At 37.8% G+C, this 17,436-nt stretch carries 30 protein-coding genes; 11 read left to right on the top strand and 19 right to left on the bottom strand.

What is annotated here, in order from left to right; translation table 11 throughout:
- The first annotated feature begins 181 nt into the window (after positions 1 to 181).
- The gene (locus AC4MDD_RS13785) at positions 182 to 1,321 is read left to right on the top strand and encodes a tyrosine-type recombinase/integrase (protein WP_491881876.1); all 1,140 of its coding nucleotides are present in this window, start codon (positions 182 to 184) and stop codon (positions 1,319 to 1,321) included.
- On the opposite strand, the gene AC4MDD_RS13780 is transcribed toward AC4MDD_RS13785, so the two are convergent.
- The 11 genes from AC4MDD_RS13780 to AC4MDD_RS13730 form a co-directional block, all read right to left on the bottom strand.
- Positions 1,305 to 1,583, bottom strand: a complete 279-nt coding sequence (locus tag AC4MDD_RS13780) for a pyocin activator PrtN family protein (protein WP_491881875.1) — start codon at positions 1,581 to 1,583, stop codon at positions 1,305 to 1,307. The two genes, AC4MDD_RS13785 and AC4MDD_RS13780, sit on opposite strands and share 17 nt — an antisense overlap.
- Positions 1,580 to 1,987, bottom strand: a complete 408-nt coding sequence (locus AC4MDD_RS13775) for a hypothetical protein (protein WP_491881874.1) — start codon at positions 1,985 to 1,987, stop codon at positions 1,580 to 1,582. The genes AC4MDD_RS13780 and AC4MDD_RS13775 overlap by 4 nt, the downstream gene beginning before the upstream one ends.
- On the bottom strand, positions 1,984 to 2,193 hold the full coding sequence (locus AC4MDD_RS13770) for a hypothetical protein (RefSeq protein WP_491881873.1): 210 nt from the start codon (positions 2,191 to 2,193) through the stop codon (positions 1,984 to 1,986). The genes AC4MDD_RS13775 and AC4MDD_RS13770 overlap by 4 nt, the downstream gene beginning before the upstream one ends.
- Positions 2,186 to 2,371 carry a hypothetical protein gene (locus AC4MDD_RS13765; RefSeq protein ID WP_491881872.1) on the bottom strand — a complete coding sequence of 62 codons (186 nt, stop codon included), beginning with the start codon at positions 2,369 to 2,371 and terminating at the stop codon, positions 2,186 to 2,188. The genes AC4MDD_RS13770 and AC4MDD_RS13765 overlap by 8 nt, the downstream gene beginning before the upstream one ends.
- A complete protein-coding gene (locus tag AC4MDD_RS13760) occupies positions 2,364 to 2,717 on the bottom strand; it encodes a hypothetical protein (RefSeq protein WP_491881871.1) in 354 nt (117 codons plus the stop codon). The genes AC4MDD_RS13765 and AC4MDD_RS13760 overlap by 8 nt, the downstream gene beginning before the upstream one ends.
- An 81-nt stretch (positions 2,718 to 2,798) precedes the next feature.
- Positions 2,799 to 2,996, bottom strand: coding sequence for a hypothetical protein (locus AC4MDD_RS13755; protein WP_104852049.1), 198 nt, complete (start codon positions 2,994 to 2,996; stop codon positions 2,799 to 2,801).
- Positions 2,996 to 3,340 (bottom strand): hypothetical protein, encoded by a 345-nt coding sequence (locus AC4MDD_RS13750; RefSeq protein ID WP_491881870.1) that lies wholly within the window; start codon positions 3,338 to 3,340, stop codon positions 2,996 to 2,998. Before AC4MDD_RS13750 ends, AC4MDD_RS13755 begins: the two co-directional genes overlap by 1 nt.
- Positions 3,340 to 3,645, bottom strand: a complete 306-nt coding sequence (locus AC4MDD_RS13745; RefSeq protein WP_308954791.1) for a response regulator — start codon at positions 3,643 to 3,645, stop codon at positions 3,340 to 3,342. Before AC4MDD_RS13745 ends, AC4MDD_RS13750 begins: the two co-directional genes overlap by 1 nt.
- Positions 3,642 to 3,923, bottom strand: a complete 282-nt coding sequence (locus tag AC4MDD_RS13740; RefSeq protein ID WP_491881869.1) for a hypothetical protein — start codon at positions 3,921 to 3,923, stop codon at positions 3,642 to 3,644. The genes AC4MDD_RS13745 and AC4MDD_RS13740 overlap by 4 nt, the downstream gene beginning before the upstream one ends.
- Positions 3,920 to 4,138 (bottom strand): hypothetical protein, encoded by a 219-nt coding sequence (locus AC4MDD_RS13735; RefSeq protein ID WP_428871395.1) that lies wholly within the window; start codon positions 4,136 to 4,138, stop codon positions 3,920 to 3,922. Before AC4MDD_RS13735 ends, AC4MDD_RS13740 begins: the two co-directional genes overlap by 4 nt.
- On the bottom strand, positions 4,135 to 4,812 hold the full coding sequence (locus tag AC4MDD_RS13730) for a 3'-5' exonuclease (RefSeq protein WP_491881868.1): 678 nt from the start codon (positions 4,810 to 4,812) through the stop codon (positions 4,135 to 4,137). The genes AC4MDD_RS13735 and AC4MDD_RS13730 overlap by 4 nt, the downstream gene beginning before the upstream one ends.
- A gap of 62 nt (positions 4,813 to 4,874) precedes the next feature.
- On the opposite strand from AC4MDD_RS13730, the gene AC4MDD_RS13725 reads away from it, so the two are divergent.
- Complete coding sequence (locus tag AC4MDD_RS13725; RefSeq protein WP_007116247.1) at positions 4,875 to 5,903, top strand: IS701 family transposase; 1,029 nt, start codon at positions 4,875 to 4,877, stop codon at positions 5,901 to 5,903.
- 27 nt (positions 5,904 to 5,930) lie between these two features.
- Here the strand turns inward: AC4MDD_RS13725 and AC4MDD_RS13720 are convergent, their stop codons facing one another.
- The 4 genes from AC4MDD_RS13720 to AC4MDD_RS13705 are packed head-to-tail and all read right to left on the bottom strand — an operon-like array spanning position 5,931 to position 7,992.
- Complete coding sequence (locus AC4MDD_RS13720) at positions 5,931 to 6,668, bottom strand: hypothetical protein (RefSeq protein ID WP_130234750.1); 738 nt, start codon at positions 6,666 to 6,668, stop codon at positions 5,931 to 5,933.
- Between the two features lie 30 nt (positions 6,669 to 6,698).
- Positions 6,699 to 7,373, bottom strand: a complete 675-nt coding sequence (locus AC4MDD_RS13715) for a hypothetical protein (RefSeq protein ID WP_058869364.1) — start codon at positions 7,371 to 7,373, stop codon at positions 6,699 to 6,701.
- Positions 7,374 to 7,417: 44 nt separating this feature from the next.
- Positions 7,418 to 7,726 carry a hypothetical protein gene (locus AC4MDD_RS13710; RefSeq protein ID WP_491881867.1) on the bottom strand — a complete coding sequence of 103 codons (309 nt, stop codon included), beginning with the start codon at positions 7,724 to 7,726 and terminating at the stop codon, positions 7,418 to 7,420.
- Complete coding sequence (locus AC4MDD_RS13705; protein ID WP_491881866.1) at positions 7,726 to 7,992, bottom strand: hypothetical protein; 267 nt, start codon at positions 7,990 to 7,992, stop codon at positions 7,726 to 7,728. Before AC4MDD_RS13705 ends, AC4MDD_RS13710 begins: the two co-directional genes overlap by 1 nt.
- Positions 7,993 to 8,573: 581 nt before the next feature.
- On the opposite strand from AC4MDD_RS13705, the gene AC4MDD_RS13700 reads away from it, so the two are divergent.
- Positions 8,574 to 9,836 (top strand): N-6 DNA methylase, encoded by a 1,263-nt coding sequence (locus AC4MDD_RS13700; RefSeq protein ID WP_279742705.1) that lies wholly within the window; start codon positions 8,574 to 8,576, stop codon positions 9,834 to 9,836.
- 23 nt (positions 9,837 to 9,859) lie between these two features.
- Here the strand turns inward: AC4MDD_RS13700 and AC4MDD_RS13695 are convergent, their stop codons facing one another.
- From AC4MDD_RS13695 to AC4MDD_RS13680, 4 genes are all read right to left on the bottom strand, one after another.
- Positions 9,860 to 10,783 (bottom strand): MAE_28990/MAE_18760 family HEPN-like nuclease, encoded by a 924-nt coding sequence (locus tag AC4MDD_RS13695; RefSeq protein WP_279742706.1) that lies wholly within the window; start codon positions 10,781 to 10,783, stop codon positions 9,860 to 9,862.
- Positions 10,780 to 12,024 carry a GmrSD restriction endonuclease domain-containing protein gene (locus AC4MDD_RS13690; protein ID WP_279742707.1) on the bottom strand — a complete coding sequence of 415 codons (1,245 nt, stop codon included), beginning with the start codon at positions 12,022 to 12,024 and terminating at the stop codon, positions 10,780 to 10,782. The genes AC4MDD_RS13695 and AC4MDD_RS13690 overlap by 4 nt, the downstream gene beginning before the upstream one ends.
- Positions 12,025 to 12,134: 110 nt before the next feature.
- Positions 12,135 to 12,350, bottom strand: a complete 216-nt coding sequence (locus AC4MDD_RS13685; RefSeq protein WP_279742709.1) for a hypothetical protein — start codon at positions 12,348 to 12,350, stop codon at positions 12,135 to 12,137.
- Positions 12,351 to 12,352: 2 nt separating this feature from the next.
- Positions 12,353 to 13,105: a S24 family peptidase gene (locus tag AC4MDD_RS13680; protein WP_431189703.1), complete on the bottom strand. Its 753-nt coding sequence runs from the start codon at positions 13,103 to 13,105 to the stop codon at positions 12,353 to 12,355.
- 94 nt (positions 13,106 to 13,199) lie between these two features.
- On the opposite strand from AC4MDD_RS13680, the gene AC4MDD_RS13675 reads away from it, so the two are divergent.
- The 8 genes from AC4MDD_RS13675 (at position 13,200) to AC4MDD_RS13640 (ending at position 17,324) form a co-directional block, all read left to right on the top strand.
- Positions 13,200 to 13,388, top strand: coding sequence for a helix-turn-helix domain-containing protein (locus tag AC4MDD_RS13675; protein ID WP_078425844.1), 189 nt, complete (start codon positions 13,200 to 13,202; stop codon positions 13,386 to 13,388).
- A 58-nt stretch (positions 13,389 to 13,446) separates the two neighbouring features.
- Positions 13,447 to 13,947, top strand: coding sequence for a phage regulatory CII family protein (locus tag AC4MDD_RS13670; protein ID WP_062034641.1), 501 nt, complete (start codon positions 13,447 to 13,449; stop codon positions 13,945 to 13,947).
- A 166-nt stretch (positions 13,948 to 14,113) separates the two neighbouring features.
- Entirely contained in the window at positions 14,114 to 14,350 is a 237-nt protein-coding gene (locus AC4MDD_RS13665) for a hypothetical protein (RefSeq protein WP_491881865.1), read from the top strand.
- 65 nt (positions 14,351 to 14,415) lie between these two features.
- Positions 14,416 to 15,351 (top strand): replication protein, encoded by a 936-nt coding sequence (locus AC4MDD_RS13660; protein WP_491881864.1) that lies wholly within the window; start codon positions 14,416 to 14,418, stop codon positions 15,349 to 15,351.
- Complete coding sequence (locus AC4MDD_RS13655) at positions 15,348 to 16,091, top strand: ATP-binding protein (RefSeq protein WP_491881863.1); 744 nt, start codon at positions 15,348 to 15,350, stop codon at positions 16,089 to 16,091. Before AC4MDD_RS13660 ends, AC4MDD_RS13655 begins: the two co-directional genes overlap by 4 nt.
- Positions 16,088 to 16,318, top strand: a complete 231-nt coding sequence (locus AC4MDD_RS13650; protein ID WP_178905409.1) for a hypothetical protein — start codon at positions 16,088 to 16,090, stop codon at positions 16,316 to 16,318. Before AC4MDD_RS13655 ends, AC4MDD_RS13650 begins: the two co-directional genes overlap by 4 nt.
- Complete coding sequence (locus AC4MDD_RS13645; RefSeq protein ID WP_491881862.1) at positions 16,315 to 16,743, top strand: hypothetical protein; 429 nt, start codon at positions 16,315 to 16,317, stop codon at positions 16,741 to 16,743. The genes AC4MDD_RS13650 and AC4MDD_RS13645 overlap by 4 nt, the downstream gene beginning before the upstream one ends.
- Complete coding sequence (locus AC4MDD_RS13640) at positions 16,740 to 17,324, top strand: hypothetical protein (RefSeq protein ID WP_491881861.1); 585 nt, start codon at positions 16,740 to 16,742, stop codon at positions 17,322 to 17,324. Before AC4MDD_RS13645 ends, AC4MDD_RS13640 begins: the two co-directional genes overlap by 4 nt.
- Positions 17,325 to 17,436: the final 112 nt, after the last annotated feature.

Raw genomic sequence — 17,436 nt, 5'->3', positions numbered from 1 at the left:
ATGTAAATGCTAAATATCTTTTAACTATCAATATCTTATGTATTTTATTATAAATTACAGTACTTTAATTTAATAACTCTCTTGTCGATTAATAACGATTAATGCAGATTAACGAGTATTAAAGCATATCGAATTACGCCATAATTTACGCCATCTGAGAAAAACATTAAATGGCGTAAAAATGGGAACAATCACACAGCGCAAAAGCGTCAGCGGTGTCATTCGTTATCGTGCTGAAATACGCATTAAACGCTCTGGTTTGCCTGAACACAGGGAAAGTAAAACTTTCGGAACCATGCGCACTGCTTCAAACTGGCTCAATAAGCGTGAGCAAGAGATAGCAGACAATCCTGATATTTTGCTCGGTATCAATAATAAGTCAATGACGATTGCTGCTGCCATTGCGAAATACAAAGAAGAAGTCGGTGATGAATTTGGTCGCACTAAAAACAGGTCGCTTGATTTAATTGCGAAGCTGCCTATTGCTAGAGTGCATTTAGAGCAAATCAATGCTACCCATGTTTCTGAACATGTGGCCTTACGAAAGAAAGGTTATAGCAAATTAGGTCTTGATCCAGTCCTACCATCAACCATCTTAAATGAGCTTCAAAACATTAAATCCATCTTGACCCATGCTTCTGTGATGTGGCGTATTAATGTCAATTTGAATGAATTTAATAATGCCTGCCTGCAACTCAGAAAGACACGTCAGATCAAGAAATCAGACAAGCGGGATCGACTGCTATCAAATACCGAATTAAAAAACCTGTTGCTGCACTACCTTGATAAGTGGAATCGCGGACGCACAGCATACCCGATGCACCTGATAGTCTTATTCGCTATTTTCTCATGCAGGCGACAAGCAGAGATAACCCGAATACGGTTAAGCGATTACGATAAAGAACATCAATCATGGATGGTTCGAGATTTAAAAAACCCCAATGGCTCAAAAGGAAATCACAAGCATTTTAATATGCTTCCAGAGTGTCAAAAAATCATTGAGCTTTTAATGCAGGATGACACAAGAGCGAGAATGCTAAGAATGGGTGGTGATAGTGATTTACTTGTACCACTATCTGCTGTTGCTATAGCGTCCGAGTTTAACCAGTCGTGCCATATTTTAGGTATGAGCGACTTTAGATTTCACGATTTAAGACATGAGGGAGCAACACGACTTGCCGAAAGTGGCTTAACTATTCCACAAATACAGCAAGTCACATTACACGACACATGGAGCAGTCTTGAGCGATATGTGTCAGTAAAAAAGAGGGCAAACATTTTGCAATTGGATGACCTGCTACAGATCATTGGTGAAATGTAGCAAAGTCTTTTGATGCGCTTTGATGCTCTTTGTCTAGCGCATCTGCCAAATCCCGCAAGTTTACGAAATATGGCGCTGTACGGCTTTTTTGATCTAATTTGAACACTGGAAAGGGAAACTTGTTTTCAGTCGCCATTTGATGCACGGTTGCTTTTTTTAGGGATGGGTAATACTCATCCGCGACATCAAGCAACTTCACAACAACTGAGCGATGCTTTAAAAACAAGTAGTCATAAGTTGAAAACTGCAATGCTCCCATCATTTCACCTCCAATCTTTTACCTGCTTTGATTTCTTCATCACTGTTCAAAATAGGAAACCATGTAGCCTTTAAATTTTTTGACTTTTGAATTAAGTATTCTTTGATTCGAGGCTCATCTTCTTTAGTCACATTAATATGCATAGTCACATGGAAGCCTTTGCGCTGCCTAAAAAAGTACAGCTTGAGATGTTCGGGTATTGATTCATATCCGCTATCTTCATCAATCCATTCAGACTCCCAATCCCATCTGAATAAATAATTCCAATCATCATCCCAATCCTTTGCTTCCTTATGGAAATCTTCCCAGCAATCAAATCTAAAATAAGTTTCAGTAGGTGAATCCATTCGCTGAAAATAATTTTGAGATTCGCAGTAGTAGGGGTGTTTTGCCTCATAAAGTTTCACGACACCTCTCCCAAACTCTTCACCACACCAATCGGCAGCTCCACATCAACACTGGCTTCTTCTTTTCGCATCCAAAAATCAACAGCGATATGATAAAGCGCAGATACTTGCTCAGCTGTAAATGTTTTGACTGTGCCAGTCTGACTGATTACATGCGGAGCCAAGTCCTCAGCAAAGTCTTTTGCGATTTCTAGAATTTCAGTCATTGGCTGGCTCCATCTCCAAGTGCAACATGCCAATACATGCGCACCAAGTCGTCCACTGGTGGTTAATGCTCTCAACACCATCTCCGGTGTATAGCTTTTTATCTTCATCAAAGCCAAACAGTTTTGCTTTTGGGTGCATCCCTTCAAAATCACCACGTCTTAAATCAATTTTAGTCATTGGTTGGCTCCTGTGCTTCGATCATGGCTTGGTAAGCTATATAAGCCTCACCTTCAGAAAGAAAAATATCTGCATGATCGCAAAGCAAATTAACCTCAATGGGTGTGTTGATCATGCGGGCAATCGTTTTATCCGTCGGCTCTTTCGGTACCAAAACAAATCCTTCAGGCACCGCTTGGGCTTTGGCTAACCAACCTTTTTTAAACAAATTAAACGCTAGGGCAGTATCACTGTTTTCATAAGGGTTTTCATAATCTCCCCATAATTGATCTAAGCAGAAACCAATTTCCTCTGCTTCAATTTCAAAAGCCTCTTTGATTAAATCATCTTGTTTTTGAACATCCATCACTTCACCTCACTGAGCAAACATCTGCGCAAAATCCTGATTTATTGTGGAAATTGCGCAAATAATTGCTCTAAATCTTTATTAAGCTATTTCTTCAATAGCATTTTTTAATTGCTGTTTTTGCACTGGAAGCAAGGTTATTTGACCTTGAGTTAAATCTTCCACAAGCTTTGTGAAATAACCAATTGCATTACCTAATGTTGTTTCATCAGCTTGAGCAGGGCGCTTTATCAAAATATCAATCGCTTCTAAAAGTTTTCGCTTTTCATGCACTTCCATCACGCCACCTCGCATTCACGTTTATTTCGAGCGAAAACGGCATAGGCATCATCTTCACTAAAATTGATATCAATTAAGAAAAAGCCGTTTGGTGCAATCGGGTCCCACTTGGTGATATCACAATCATCCATCATGATTTCCCAATCATCAGAATTAACAAGGCTCTCCATCCAGAACATCACAGTGTCTACACCAAAGTGGCTTTTAAATTTTTCCCACTCTTCACGACTTACGTATTCTTCGTTTTCCAGATGCTCATTCATGTATTTTGAATAAACTGGATGTGTCCAAGTTCCCATTTCACTGCGCACAATTTCAGCTGGCTCTAGTTTGTTATCTCCCATCACGCCACCTTCATTATTTGATTAGCCACAATTTCAGCCAATTTTTGACTCGATTCATCGGATATAGCAGGGCAGCACAAATGCATTTCATATTCTGCACCAAGCTCATACGCTGCCTTGTTCCCGCCCAACTCATCGGTAACTAGCACATAATGATGCGACTTTTTGATCTGCTTCATTAGCTCACGATCTTCTAACCGCGCTGTGAATCCTTGACCCGCTAAATCTTTGATTTTATAGCCAAGCAACTTCACCCAAAGTTTTAAGCCAAGTGCGTTTTTATTTTTGACAACTTGTTTTTTCATGCTGCAACCTCCTTATTTCCAAGCTCATAAATAGATTTAATGGTCTGCTTATTGGTTTTTAGGCGTTCAGGTTTATATTTCTCTATGTAACAACCCTTGCATGCACCAGTGGCTCTTAATACAAATCCATTTCTTGAAGTGCGCTTTTGGAAAAACCAAAATTCATTAGTTAAAGGCCAGTAATCACCACAATGAATACAAAGTTTTTCTTTACCAAGTTCGGAAACTGAATAACGAGGTAATGCTTTGGAATTGATAACAGCAAACTGATTATTCATGCTGCAAGCTCCTGCCAAGGTTCAAAAGCATATAAACGAGCATTTACAGAACGATCAATTTTCACGTTTAAAACTGCATCAACCATTAGATTGTTGCGCTTAATTTCCTGTTCAGCTTGAAAGCCGTTTGGAGCTTCAACACGGCCACGGATAAAACCGCGACCGCCTTGAACTTTTGCTTTATATGTCCAGATGTATAATTTAGGAGTGTTCATAGAGTCACCAATGCTTTACGGAGGTAAGGATCTAAGTCATCTTGACGTAGTAACCAAGTTACATAACTTGGATCAAGGTCTTTAATCGCTGTGCCTTTATGCTTTCCAAAAGTTATGTACTTCGGTATACGGGCAGTTTCTGACATGATGTACAGAGAGTTCATGTCTTTAATGCCCAGCTGCTCTACTAATGTTTTTAGAATTACACCAGTGAAATAGATGTCTGCTTTAGCGTTGTGGGCATGTCGAAGGTGTTTACGTGCAAGCTCCAAATCATCCATAACGTGGTAGTACATAGCGCCTAATGTGTGTGGCAATTCAGGCCATACCATGCGACATAAAGCCAATGTGCAAATTCCTTTGACAGTGAAGTCTGGCTGGCATTTCTGAATAGCTGTAATGTCATAATCAATATTGTGGCCAATCAGGTATTGAACACCTTGAGGCATCTTGAAGGTATCAAAGCTTGGCTTTTCAGCAATATCAGTTTCAAGAATGTGGTGCGTTGCTAAAGCACCCAGAGCGATAGGCTCAGGGCATGAGAAGTACTCATCAAAAACTTCCCCTTGGTTGATTACCAACACCCCTTGCTCAAAAGAGCAAGGTGCGTAAGCAATCTCAATTGGGTAACCATTCAAGTCGTGAGTTTCAGTGTCTAAAATCAATGCATTCATAGCCAATAGGACTTACGCATTGACGGATTCAAAAAAGTATTAAAATACTTTATAAAGTATCTGTGATCAGACGAATTAAACATGCTTCTACAGCAACTTGTACATTACCCATTTATATGGGCTTTCTCATGACAGAACCGAACTCTATTAGCTGCACACAACTTGCCGAGACTTATAACATCTCGCATGATAGTGTAAATCGCTTTCTAGAACGTGAAGACTACACACCTCACGACCTATATCAAGAAGCAATTCAACATATTGATAATAATAAACTTATAGTCAGTATTGATGATACTGTTTTAGATAAACCCTATAGTCAACATATGGACTTGGTTAGCTATTTTTGGTCAGGCAAACACCACCGATCCGTCAAGGGTATTAATCTCATTACCTTGTATGCGACAGATCAGAATGGTCAAAATATTCCAATTAATTTCCGAATTTATGACAAATCTGAAAGTAAAACCAAGAATGATTACTTTATGGATATGTTAAGTGAAGTACTCAGTTGGGGTGCAAAGATTCAATTTATTACAGGTGATAGTTGGTATTCATCGACTGGAAATCTAAAAACCATAAGAAAATATGGTATTCGATTTATGTTTGGTATCGACTGTAACCGTAAGGTTTCCCCAGAAAAAGGACAATGGTTTCAACTGCGTTTATTGCCAAATTTCCATCAGGGTCAAGTGGTCTGGCTCAAAGATTTTGGCTTTGTACAATTATTTAAGACTCAGTTAAAAGAACAGCAGAGGTTTTATATTGTGCATCAAGATGAAGATGATTTATTGTCCTTTGAGGGTTTTCATGAATTACATTCAAGTCATTGGAAAATAGAGCAATATCACCGGGTGATTAAACAGGTTTGTCATATTGAAAAGTTTCAAGTAAGACGATCTAAACTGATTTTGAATCATATTTTTTCAGCCTTGATGGCCTACGTCGAGATACAAAAGAACCAGTTTGAGCGGATCTTTGAAAATGTATATCGTTGGCAGAAGAAATTATTTAGACCAGTTATCAAAAACTTCATTGATGACTTTATTCTCGATAAAAATCATCTGCTACCACAGAGAATCTATAAATAATAGTGCGTAAGTCCTAGCCAATTAACCTCAGTACGGAAAATCATCTTGCTGGTTGGCACCTAACACTGGTGGCACATCATCGTAATAACCATCAAACCCGCCTTGGTTGTAACCATTGTTCTGGTTAAAACCCTGGTTACTTCCACCATAACCACCACCATTATTTTGTTGGTAGCCACCACCATTGTTGTTTTTAGGCTTACGTGTCGTGATAGGGTTAGACATAAGCGAAGCAAGTGATTTTGGTAGTGCTTCAGGTGTAGTTTTACGTTCAATAATTTCCTTGGCCATCAACTCACTTTGAGCGTGAAAACAAGAGAAGAAATTCATCTGGTGTTTCCATTCACCGTTGTCATTTTGGTAGTTTTCACGCTGCAGAAGAAAACCAATACGCTGGTTAGCCACTTCAGGGGCTACTACACAATTTTTAGTAATACGCTCTTTAGCGTCAAAGTCGTATTTCTCTAAAGGTGCATTTGTTGGTGTTAGACCACGAGCACCAACACAAGCAAGCAGTGCATTAATTTTGTGAACTCCACCCAATGGAGTACCGTCTTTTTTCTCGGTCCAAATAGAAAATGAAGCAGATTCTTTATTGTCTGTTTCAAATTCAATTTCAAAACCAGTTGTACCTGATTTCGCTGTGATAAATTCCATATGCTTAATCACACCAACATATTTACCAGCTTCTTCAATACGTAGACTGCTGTCTGCTTGCTTTGCTGAGTCAGGGTTAAAGCCAAATTGTTTGTATTGCTGATTCATGAGTGTTACTCCAAGTTTAAATTTAGGTTATTAAGCAGATTGGTCTTGTGTTTGAATTTGAGGGTTCGGGATGCCATAGAATTCGCAAATCGCCACATCCACATGGTTTAAATCGTTTTCAATATGGTCAGTTTCAAACAAGCCATCAGGGGACTTAACAGTCGAATTGCCATTGTTTTTAGTCTGGAATACGTATTGACCATTAATCACCGCAGTCTGAAGGCAAGTGGTTACCATGCCCTCAAGAGTGATTTTCTCGTCTAGCATCTTCCCAATAGTTTTGATCTTGGTTTTACCTTGAGCGTCTTCTTCGGTATGACTTAAAAGGTATACGCGCTTATGGTCATGGGCATTAATTGCTGCGTTGAACACATCCCATGCATTGCGGCCGATTTCGGTGAACTTATCAAAGCTCTTTTCAGAACTGCGACGCATGAACTCATTCGCCATAACATACTGAAAGTCATCAATAATAATGATTGGGCGCTTAGATCCATTAATTACATTAATGATGAATTGAGGGTTATCAGAGACCAAAATCGAACCCTGTTTATTTTCGGGTGTGATGTATTTCCAATTAGGCGAACGAAACGGCAATGGCTTTTTGATTACCTGAATTAACAACACATTTCGCGGGTCCAAGTTTCTTAGGCTTGTAGATTTGCCAGTACCAGACTGGCCAAGGATTAAAGTTGCAATACTCATTATTCATTACTCACTATTCATTATTTAAAGGGGAGGATTGGTTGCTATCGAGCACCAACCCAACCTGCGCGACGTTTGTACTCACGTCGTTCACGAAGTGGAATATGTGTACGTTGTAGGGCGATTGCTAAGTTCTTCTTACGCTGGAAAGCTCGTTCACGTTCAAAGTTTTCACGGATCCAAGGTTTAGCAGCATGAACCTCAAGCGTGATTAACTGTTCGGTACCATCCTTATTGACCACATAGATATGGCGACCTTTTTCAAAGTAGGTTGAATGGCCTAGACGCATACGAATGTTGCCTTCGTCATCTTGGCTGATGAACTCGGAAAACTTTTGAGTAGAAGTAGTCATTAGCCTGCCTCCACTAAACGATGTTTTTCGATATAACCCTTAATAAGAGCATTGAAGTTCTGATGGTCGATGTGGTTTGTGAAATCGCTGTATGGATTGCCTAAGGCATCTGAAACGGTCACTTCATCAAGGCTGGTTACGTCTACAGCGGTGAATTCACTACCTGGTACGCCGTAGCTGTCTTCAAATGCCTCAACTTCAAAACGTGCAGTAACACGGAAACCATCTAAACGAATAATCGCTTCGCCGTGGTTATCACCAGTCATGCGTAATGCAAGGAGTTGATATTCGGATGGGGCTACGTTGGCAACTAGAGGTTGAGCAGCCTGTGGGGAGGTTTTAAATCCACAGCTAAGCACGCCTATTGTTACAGCCGCTACACCAAGAGATATCTTGATGGTATTGAAAGGGGATAAGGTTTTGTTCATAATTGATCTCGCAAAGTTTGCAAAGCCCAGTTCCCGTCTAAAGTAGCTGGGCTTTTTTGTTGTTTACGAGATTTAGTTTACCAAAGGAAACTTTTATGTCAATTAAAAGTTTATCAAGGGAAACATTAAATTCATTAAAGGAAACTTATGTGCTTTAATAGACAAAAGAAAACCCACACAGGGTGGGTTCGTCTTCAAGTACTAATCTTATTTTTTATATTCAGTAATAGGGTGCTATTTATTGTACCGAATATTCAGATTGTCTTTGTTGTAATCTAGTGCCATTATAAAATCTATATCTAATAGACTGTTTTTCTGCAGTTTTTTGTTTTTAAAAATCTTTTATATTCAATAATTTAAATATAGTTTTTTTGTTAAAAAAGTGGTATAAATAGTTCAAGTTTCTGCAGTATTCAAAGATGAACCAACTTTCCATTCATAATCAAAATCTTCGAAATCTAATTGATAATTCTTGCTTGGAGCCAATCAATTCCATTGTAGATTTAGATTCTATAGATACAGTTTTAAGGGAGTGCCTTACTTTAGATCAAATGAGAGAGGCGGGAAGTTTTTTTACAGGTCAGATGCTAGCAACTAAAGCAATCAGTTCATTTGAAAAAGCTTTAACTTTAAACTCAAGAGTTTTGGATCCAACATGTGGGGCAGGGAACTTACTGATAGAGTGCTCCAGAAAACTTGGTGTGCGAGATACATTAAGTGAAACACTTGAGGAGTGGGGGGGGATTTTGTGGGGATTTGATATACACGAATCATTTATTGAAGCCACCAAACTAAGATTAATTATTGAAGCATTAAATCGTGGCGTGCAAAAAAATTGTTCTATTGAGCAAGCTATATCATATTTTAAAAATATAAAAGTAATGGATGCACTATTAGTTACCAAGACAGACTTAAAGAGCATAACTCATGTGGTAATGAATCCTCCATTCTCCATTTGGAAATCTCCCAATAAAAACTATTGGAAACAAGGAAAAATAAATGCTGCTGGTATTGTTTTTGATCTCTTTCTAAGAATTTTACCAAAAAATTGTGTTGTGGTTGCCATTTTGCCAGAAGTTTTACGATCGGGAAGTAGATATAGTTTATTTCGTAATTTCTGCTCTATCAATATGTTTGCAAAATGTATTCCTTGGGGTAGGTTTAATACTAAAACCGATGTAGATGTGTTTATTCTTTCTGGAATAATTGTCGCAGATGAAAGTCAAAAAACAATTTTGTGGCAGGAGGAATTAGGGGAATATAAAGCTTTATCAAGTAAGTTTGATGTTTGTATTGGGCCACTAGTTGGCTATAGAGATATCGAGATGGGTAGTGAATATCCCTATTTTCACTCCAAAAATACTCCAGGATGGGAAGTGTTGGAAGACATAAGTGAGACAAGGAGATTTCAAGGAAAAGTAATCTCACCACCATTTGTAATCATTAAAAGAACCTCCAGCCCTGGAGATAAATATAGGGCAACTGCAACAATTATCAATCTAAAATCTATGGTAGCAGTAGAAAATCATCTAATAGTTATAAAGCCTAAAAATAACTCATTGGCTGAATGTAAAAAACTCTTAAAAATTTTACGGGCAGAGAAGACAAATGACTTTCTTAATAAAAGAATTAGATTGAGGCATTTAACGGTACAAGTAATTAAAGACATCCCAATTAATTAAGTAACCGGGATGTCCTTTAATTTTTACATAGTTGAATCCAGTATTTCTAATGGGGGAGCTTGAAGATGAATTATGTTATCCTCATTTTCATCTTCAAAGTCAGCAGCATTAGTCTGCTTATCTATATTTGTAAAGAACTCATCGACAAGTACCTTTTGGGAGGCAATATACTCATTCATAATTAAAAAATTAGCTTTTTTATAGAATTTTTTGTAGCAGAACTCCTGAATATCTAACTTATGTTGATTCATTATAAATAAAATTTTTTCTTCAAGAATTCTATAGTTTTCAAACGATAAATCTGGTAATGAACTCCCCCCATGAGCGATAGAATTTCTTAACATTAATAGATTAAAGTCTAATAAGTAAGTCAAATATTCAACTTTTTGTATTTCACCATTTACATCTTCAACTTCTATTTTATTATTTATATTATTGAAGAAATCATGTAGCGGCAAATTTAAACTATTGATTATATTTTTATAGTTTTTGTAGTTTAAGTTTGAAAAGGTTTGAATGAAACCATCATCAAAGTCTTGATCTACTTTAACATCAACCTTGAATTTTTTACGTAACTTACCTTCATGTTGTTCGACAAAATCTAAATAATTGCTAATACTTAGGCTCTGTAGGGACTCCTTTTCAGAGCATATGTTAATGGTTTTTTTTAACATTAAAGCTGTAAAATTTTTTGTTAACTCAGATGCTACAACCTTATCTTCATTAATATATTTAAGATACATTTTAGATGTTTTCTTTACAAAACCTTCCCAGTGGCTATAAAGCAATAAAAATAAAGTTTTCATTACCGTTGTATATAATACTTTATCATTCGTATCATCTGATTGAGAATCAATATTTAAGGCAATTGAATTCAAGCTACTAATCTCTTTTTTACGCCAACTCAACTCGCTATCTAGTTGACTATCAAGGTCTTCAATTCTCATTCGGAGAAATACTCCTTAGAAAATTTGATTAATTTTTCAAAACGATTTAAGACTTTAATACCTCTTCCAGAAGCATATAGATAATCTTCATGCGCATAAATATCCTTAATTTTCTCTTCAATTTGATTTTTTTCTAGTTGTTTAATCTTATCAAGATTGATTGCGATGCCAATTAAAACTGCTTCAAATGCACTTAAATTAAAACTTCCATAAAATCGTTGATTTTTTGTATTATACTTTTTAAATGTATTAATTCCTATTGTTTCATAAAGAAAATTAATTGCTTCTTGCAGCAAAAGTATAGCATTATCAATTTTAAAATCGGGGTTATCTAATAGTTCTAATGTTTCATTATCTATAAAATCACTTATTTTAGTATCGTATGGGTAATTATTAAAATTAATTTGATCATAATTAATAGAGATAATAAACCTATTAATTAGTTCCATATCATATGCTTCTTGCATTTGCTTAATAGTTAAATTTGTTATTTTAATGAAATTAGTATTTAGTCGATAATTATCTATTTGATTAAAAAAATTAATATCATTCATAATAATAATACAATTACGAACCTCTTGCGGTGTTAGTGCAGAACCACCAGTATTTAGTCTTTGAAATAACTCATATTGAGCTTTTGTATTATTTTCTAAAAAAATAATATTAATATCGAAAAAAGATCTTCTTACTATTCTTCTGTAATCAAGGGGCAATTGTTGCCAAGTTAAACCATTTAACTCAGTTATTTTTTTTAGTCCAGAAAAATGAAATAATTGTAAATGTTCTTCAACTTGTAATATCTCTTCAATTTCCTCCTCCACATCTAAAAATTCATCATCTTGTTCAATTATCTCATGTTTTTTGTTTAGGACATGTTTAATTGAATCTTCTTGGTCAAATTCTAAAAGGCCTTCGATATTAAATAATGTAGATAGTCTTTGTAAACCATCAACAACCGTCCATTTGGCATTAGCCTGTTGTGCGATAAAGATAGGTGGCAATGGAATACCAAGTAATATTGATTCTATTAATCGTGATTGTTGATTGATATCCCACCTAAATACACGTTGAAAGTTAGGATTTAAAACAATCTCTTTTTTCTTAAATAACGAGCAAAGTTCACCGATAGACATGGAAAGTTTTTGAGTTTTAATTTCTTTCCTTGCATCATTCAACTCTTTATCAAGTTTAGCAAGCTTATCATTTAACTCTGATTTCGATGAAATTTCTGTATTTTGCATCTAATAAATATCCTCTTTTATATATTTAAACTGTTCGCTTTTTAATTAAAATTAACTCAAGCATCCCAATAAACCCAACCACTAGTACGGAGTAGCTTTATCTTTTTTAATCACACAAAAATCTGAATGCGCTTAAACTTTTTATTCGCTTCAATTTCTGTTTTATAAAATTTATCTCTATCATCAGAATCTATAAACTTAGTAAACGTACTTGATTCAATAAGTCGGTAAAGAAACCTTTCACCAGTCTTAAGCACCACTGTCAATAAGAAGTGCTGATACAGAACATGGCTGATCTTGCGGGAATTTACTTCAATTCTTTGCATGTTTATCCAGCACGCCAGAACTGGCGACCCATTACACGGAAATTCAATCCATTCTGTTCTGAGACTTCTCTATCGCGATACTTAGGATTAAGGCTATGAAGGCTTAATTTTCCTCCCTCCTCCTTAAATATTTGCTTAATCATTCCTTCACCTTCGAAATAAACTGCATATATACCGCCGTCCACAATTTCTGTTTGAGAAATATCAATACCGACTAAATCACCATCATGGATAAAGTCAGCCATGCTATCGCCTTTAGCTTTGATTATTCGCATGCAGCTAGGGTCAACGTATTTTTTCTGAAAGAATGAAGGGGGGAATGGGAATTTCCCGTTTATCACATCAAAATGGAATTCTATAGATTCACCCGTACCACAAGAAAAATTAGCTTCCACAACATCAATCCAAATAAATCCATTTTCAGTTTCATATTCAACAACAGTTGGTTTGTGTACATCATTTGCATCGAAAGATGCTTCCTCTTTTTTATCAAGACCATGTTTATCCATAAAGTCTTGCATATTGAAATTACTTAGAGGTTTTTCTTGATTTCCTGTCAATAGCCAGTTTTGAGATGTTTTCAAAACAGTTGCAAGTGAATGTAGGAACTCAGCCTTAGGAATATTTGTTCCTGCAACCCATTTTGATACAGCCCCTTTTGTCGCACCTGTTGCTTCAACAATATCTACTTGGCGAATATTCATTTCTTTCATTCTTTTAATTATTCGATCGCTAATAGTGTCCATAAAACAAATCCTCTTTTAATGTTTCCTATAGTAAACATGCATGTTGATTAACGGAGAAACTTATGGTTTACTAACGGAAACTATTAGTTTATTAGAGTAAACCATGACTGTTGATGATTTAAAAAATCACTATGGTGTCAAATCTGATGCTGAACTGGCTAGAAAGCTAAAACATACACGAGGAGCTATATGTAAATGGCGACATCGTGGAATTCCCTTGGACACACAAGCACGTCTTCAGATTTTAACCAATGGTGAAGTAAAGGCGAACATGGCTGTGCTTATTGCATAACCAATTATTACTTAGTCGAAGCCTTATAGAAACGTGAAAAAAATCAAGGATTTCACAAATGCAAGAAATAACACTAAGCCGTGAAGCTCAAACGGCAATTTTTAAAATGATTAACCAGACGCAGGGGATTTCGCCAAAGGAAATTGCTCAGGTTACTGGTGATTCGCATAACACAATTTGCAACTACGGCAACGTAGGGATGCCAAACCATTTACCGAGCTTAAAGAAGCTTGAAACCATCATGATGTATACACAGAACCCTGAAATTTTAAAGGTGTGGGCGCATCAGATGGGATATGCATTAGTGCCAGTGGATTGCGACTCAAGCAAACATCATGAGTTATCAATCTTTGAAGCAATGATGCAGCACAACATTAAAAGCGGAAAGGCAAACCGAGTTGTGTATGAGGCTTATGAGGATGGGGTGATTACACCAGCGGAATACGAAGAGATCCACCAGATTACCCAGGGCTTGATCGAGTTGATTACCGCAGTGGATCAGGCAGCGCTTAAACAAATGCAGAAGTACACAGCAAATGCTCAAAAAGAAAAAGCCTGATCGCAGAAATCAGGCTTTTAGTGTTCAAAAAACTAATAGAGGCAATCTTGTGAACAAAACCAATCTAACACAACACCCATGCGCTAACAAGTGCAGCAATTTCAAAGAAGAGCAGTGCAAACATTGCTTAGTACAGATCAACTGCTATCAAGATGAAGATCAATCTATGGGTACGCGAACAATGATTGAGTCTGATTTCGCGAAAGGCGACACGGTTGTATTTATTGATGCATTTATGCCTGAGCACCTTATGGAGGTTCATCAGATGCAAGGTGACGGAATTTTGTTGGATGGTAATCGCAAATTTGCATTAGCTGATTTATTACGCCACGCCACAACAGTTGAACTTAATGCTAAACGCCGTCTGTCATTGACTGAGCAAAGTTTGGGTGAAGTGTCGTGATGAAAAAAGGAAAAGCCCGAGAGTTGAGGTCGGGCTTTAGTATTCAATTCAGAGGGTAAATCTTAATGAATAACTCAAATTTAGCACATGAACCACCAATACCTCAAGGGCAAGTAGTTCATTTTCCAAAAAATGAGCGCAAAGCTATGTCGAATAAAGAAGAGCGCTACACCAAGATGCCTAACATGCTAATTGACAGCGAGATTATGGCTCAACTGAACGATAAGGCATTTAAGTGTCTAATGTTTGTTATGCGTCAAACCGTTGGATTTGATCGCGTATCTCACCCAATTGCTATCACTCAATTTCAGAAATATTGCGGCATCAAAAAACGCGATACAGTCATGTCATGTATTCGTGATCTGGAACAACTTGGTTTGATCAAAGTTGAGAGAGCAACAGGCTGCCTAAATGAATATGCATTCACTCCTGACCAGTACCGCGAAAAAGGACTAGTACCAAATGAGGGTAGTACCTTTAAAGGTGACGGGACTAGTACCAACAAACGGGACGGGACTAGTACCGTGAAAGGTGACGGGACTAGTACCGTTGAACGGGGCACTATTAAAGAAACACTTAAAGAAACATTTAAAGAAAACTTTAAAGAGAGAAACACGCAGGAAAATTCGGTTGATCAGGTGTGGAATCCAAATACTGAAACTTTGAGTTCAATTCTCAAAACTACCAAACACTCACACCGTGTTTCTGAAATTCTTAGTCTGGAAGATTTTCAATTCCATCTTGGAAACTTCAATACACACCATGAGAAAAACTTTCAACTGACTGACAACCAAAAACACCGAAAGTTTGCACAGTGGATTATTCAAGAGTTTGAAAGAGTCTTGGAAAAAGCTGAACGCAAAAACAAACAGCCATCAGTTTATCCACGTTCTGAAAAACAAAATTCTGATCTAGACGTGAATACAGCTTGGGCAGACCAAGCATCGCAACATCACGTACCTGTGAATTCATCAGTCCATATCCCGGAGGACTTTCTATGAACGCAATGTCAATGCTGGCTCAGGGATTAAAACAAATACAAGCAATCTGTTCAAAACACAAAATAGCAATGGTACAAGCAGGGCCATTTCAGAAGTGCCCACAATGCGCCGTAGAATTTTTGGAAGAGCAAAAGCGCGATGCACAAGCTGAAATTGATCGTGCTGTACGTGAAAAACATTTTGCTGGAGCAATGCTTCCAGAGCGACATGCAACATCAGGTTTTAAAAATTACAAAGTGCAACATGTTGGACAACAGAATGCATTGAATCAGGTTGTTTCATTCGCAAAGAACATGATTCATGGCCATAAAAACAACTTTGTGATGGTTGGACCTACTGGTACAGGGAAAACTCATCTGAGTTGCGCAACGGCTCGGACATTACTAAACAAAGGTAAGTATGCACGGTACATCACCAGCGAAGATCTGGCACAGAGAATTATGAATGCGTGGGAGCAGCCGGACGCTACAGAAAAATCTGTGATTTATGATTTCAGCCAGTACGACTTACTGATTTTGGATGAATATGGCTTGCATGACCGTGATAAACGCCGTGAGCTGGTACACAAAGTTTTATATGCACGTTATGACCGAATGAAGCCGACCATGCTGATTTCGAATCTGACATTAGCTGAGCTGCAGAAAGATTTGGGCGATCGTCTTTGGTCTCGATTTCAGCAAGGTGGACTGAGTGTAGTTGCATGCAACTGGGCAGACGCTCGGGTAGGAGGTGGGGTGTGAGTAATTATCTAGAAATGAATCTTGAGCAGCTTCAAAAAGAACATGCTGAGTTGCTTACCTTCAATGAAAAGCTAGACCGCGAGCGTAATGGATATCGTAAAGATGCCCAGAAGTACGCCAAGAAAGTTCAAATGATTGCAAGTCTATTTGTTGTGCCGAGTGACGACCACGAATTAACGCTTAAGGCCATTAAAACGATTGTGGAACGAGTAGGGGGTGCAGCATGAACGAAATCCTTCAACAAAGAATTGAATCGGTACAAGCTGGCAAAAACATAACTCATGCTCAGATTGAAGCAAAACGCAGTCTACGTGAGCAACTTGATAGTGATCTTGAGGCTTTCTTAAAAAACGGTGGAAAGGTGGAAACTCTACCACGCGGTTATTCGGGATTAAGCGATGAGCTTAAACCAACTCAAAAAATGCGATCAATCATGTCTGCATCGGTTGCTCAAGCTAGAGCATTGAGCGACAACCCAAGCGTGATTGCTTGGAGAGAGGCGAAAGAAAAGGGCCTTAAACACTTTAACGGAACAGCGTGTATCACTTGTGGTTCAACGCTTCGGTATACAAGCACAAGAAGCTGCTTCTCATGCAACAAGGCTTCATCGCTACGCAGAGCAGAACGTATTAGAAAGGAGCGAGTGGTATGAACTTAATCGAAAAATTGGGATTGCCTATGGCTGAGGCGATAGCTTCATGCTTACTAACAACAGCTAAGAGCCCTGAATATTTTTGCTTGGATCCGAAACAGTATTTCTGTGTGGTGGATGGGGTGGTTTGTTTTTATCACGATAAGGAGCAGCAATTTTTGGAATACAAGCCATTAGCTGAATGTGATTTTGAATATGTATCTATTGCAGACCTCCGCAAAGCCATCGCCGACCACGACCGAACCGACCATGTAACCGATATCCAAAATCACATTAGCCCGAATACGAGAGTTTCAGAGCATAACAATATGCATTGCCAACACGGTTACGACGTTGCTTGTCTAATTTGTGGTTTCGGTACCGTTGATGGTAAGCGCGTTTGGCACAACAAGACAGAACCTAAAAAAGGGGACCGCGTCAAAGTAGATTTCATAAGTGAATCAAGAACGATTTATTCAGGCAAGCGATTCACAGGTTATGGCGTATTGGATCGTGTTGAAGATGGGCGTGTATTTGGACGCTTAGAAGATGGTATGCCTTTCATGTGTCTATGTGTGGATGTAGAGGTGGTTGAGGGGTGAGTGAATTATTTAAGTATCTCCTAATTTGGATTGGCAAATTTCACGTGTTCTTTGCTGTTTTGGGATTTCTCGATGTTCTTCATTACCGACTCTACATTGGCGTTGAGGATAA

This window comes from Acinetobacter sp. CAU_H_29a_1, from assembly GCF_058599505.1.
This window is presented reverse-complemented; position numbering and strand designations above follow the sequence as displayed.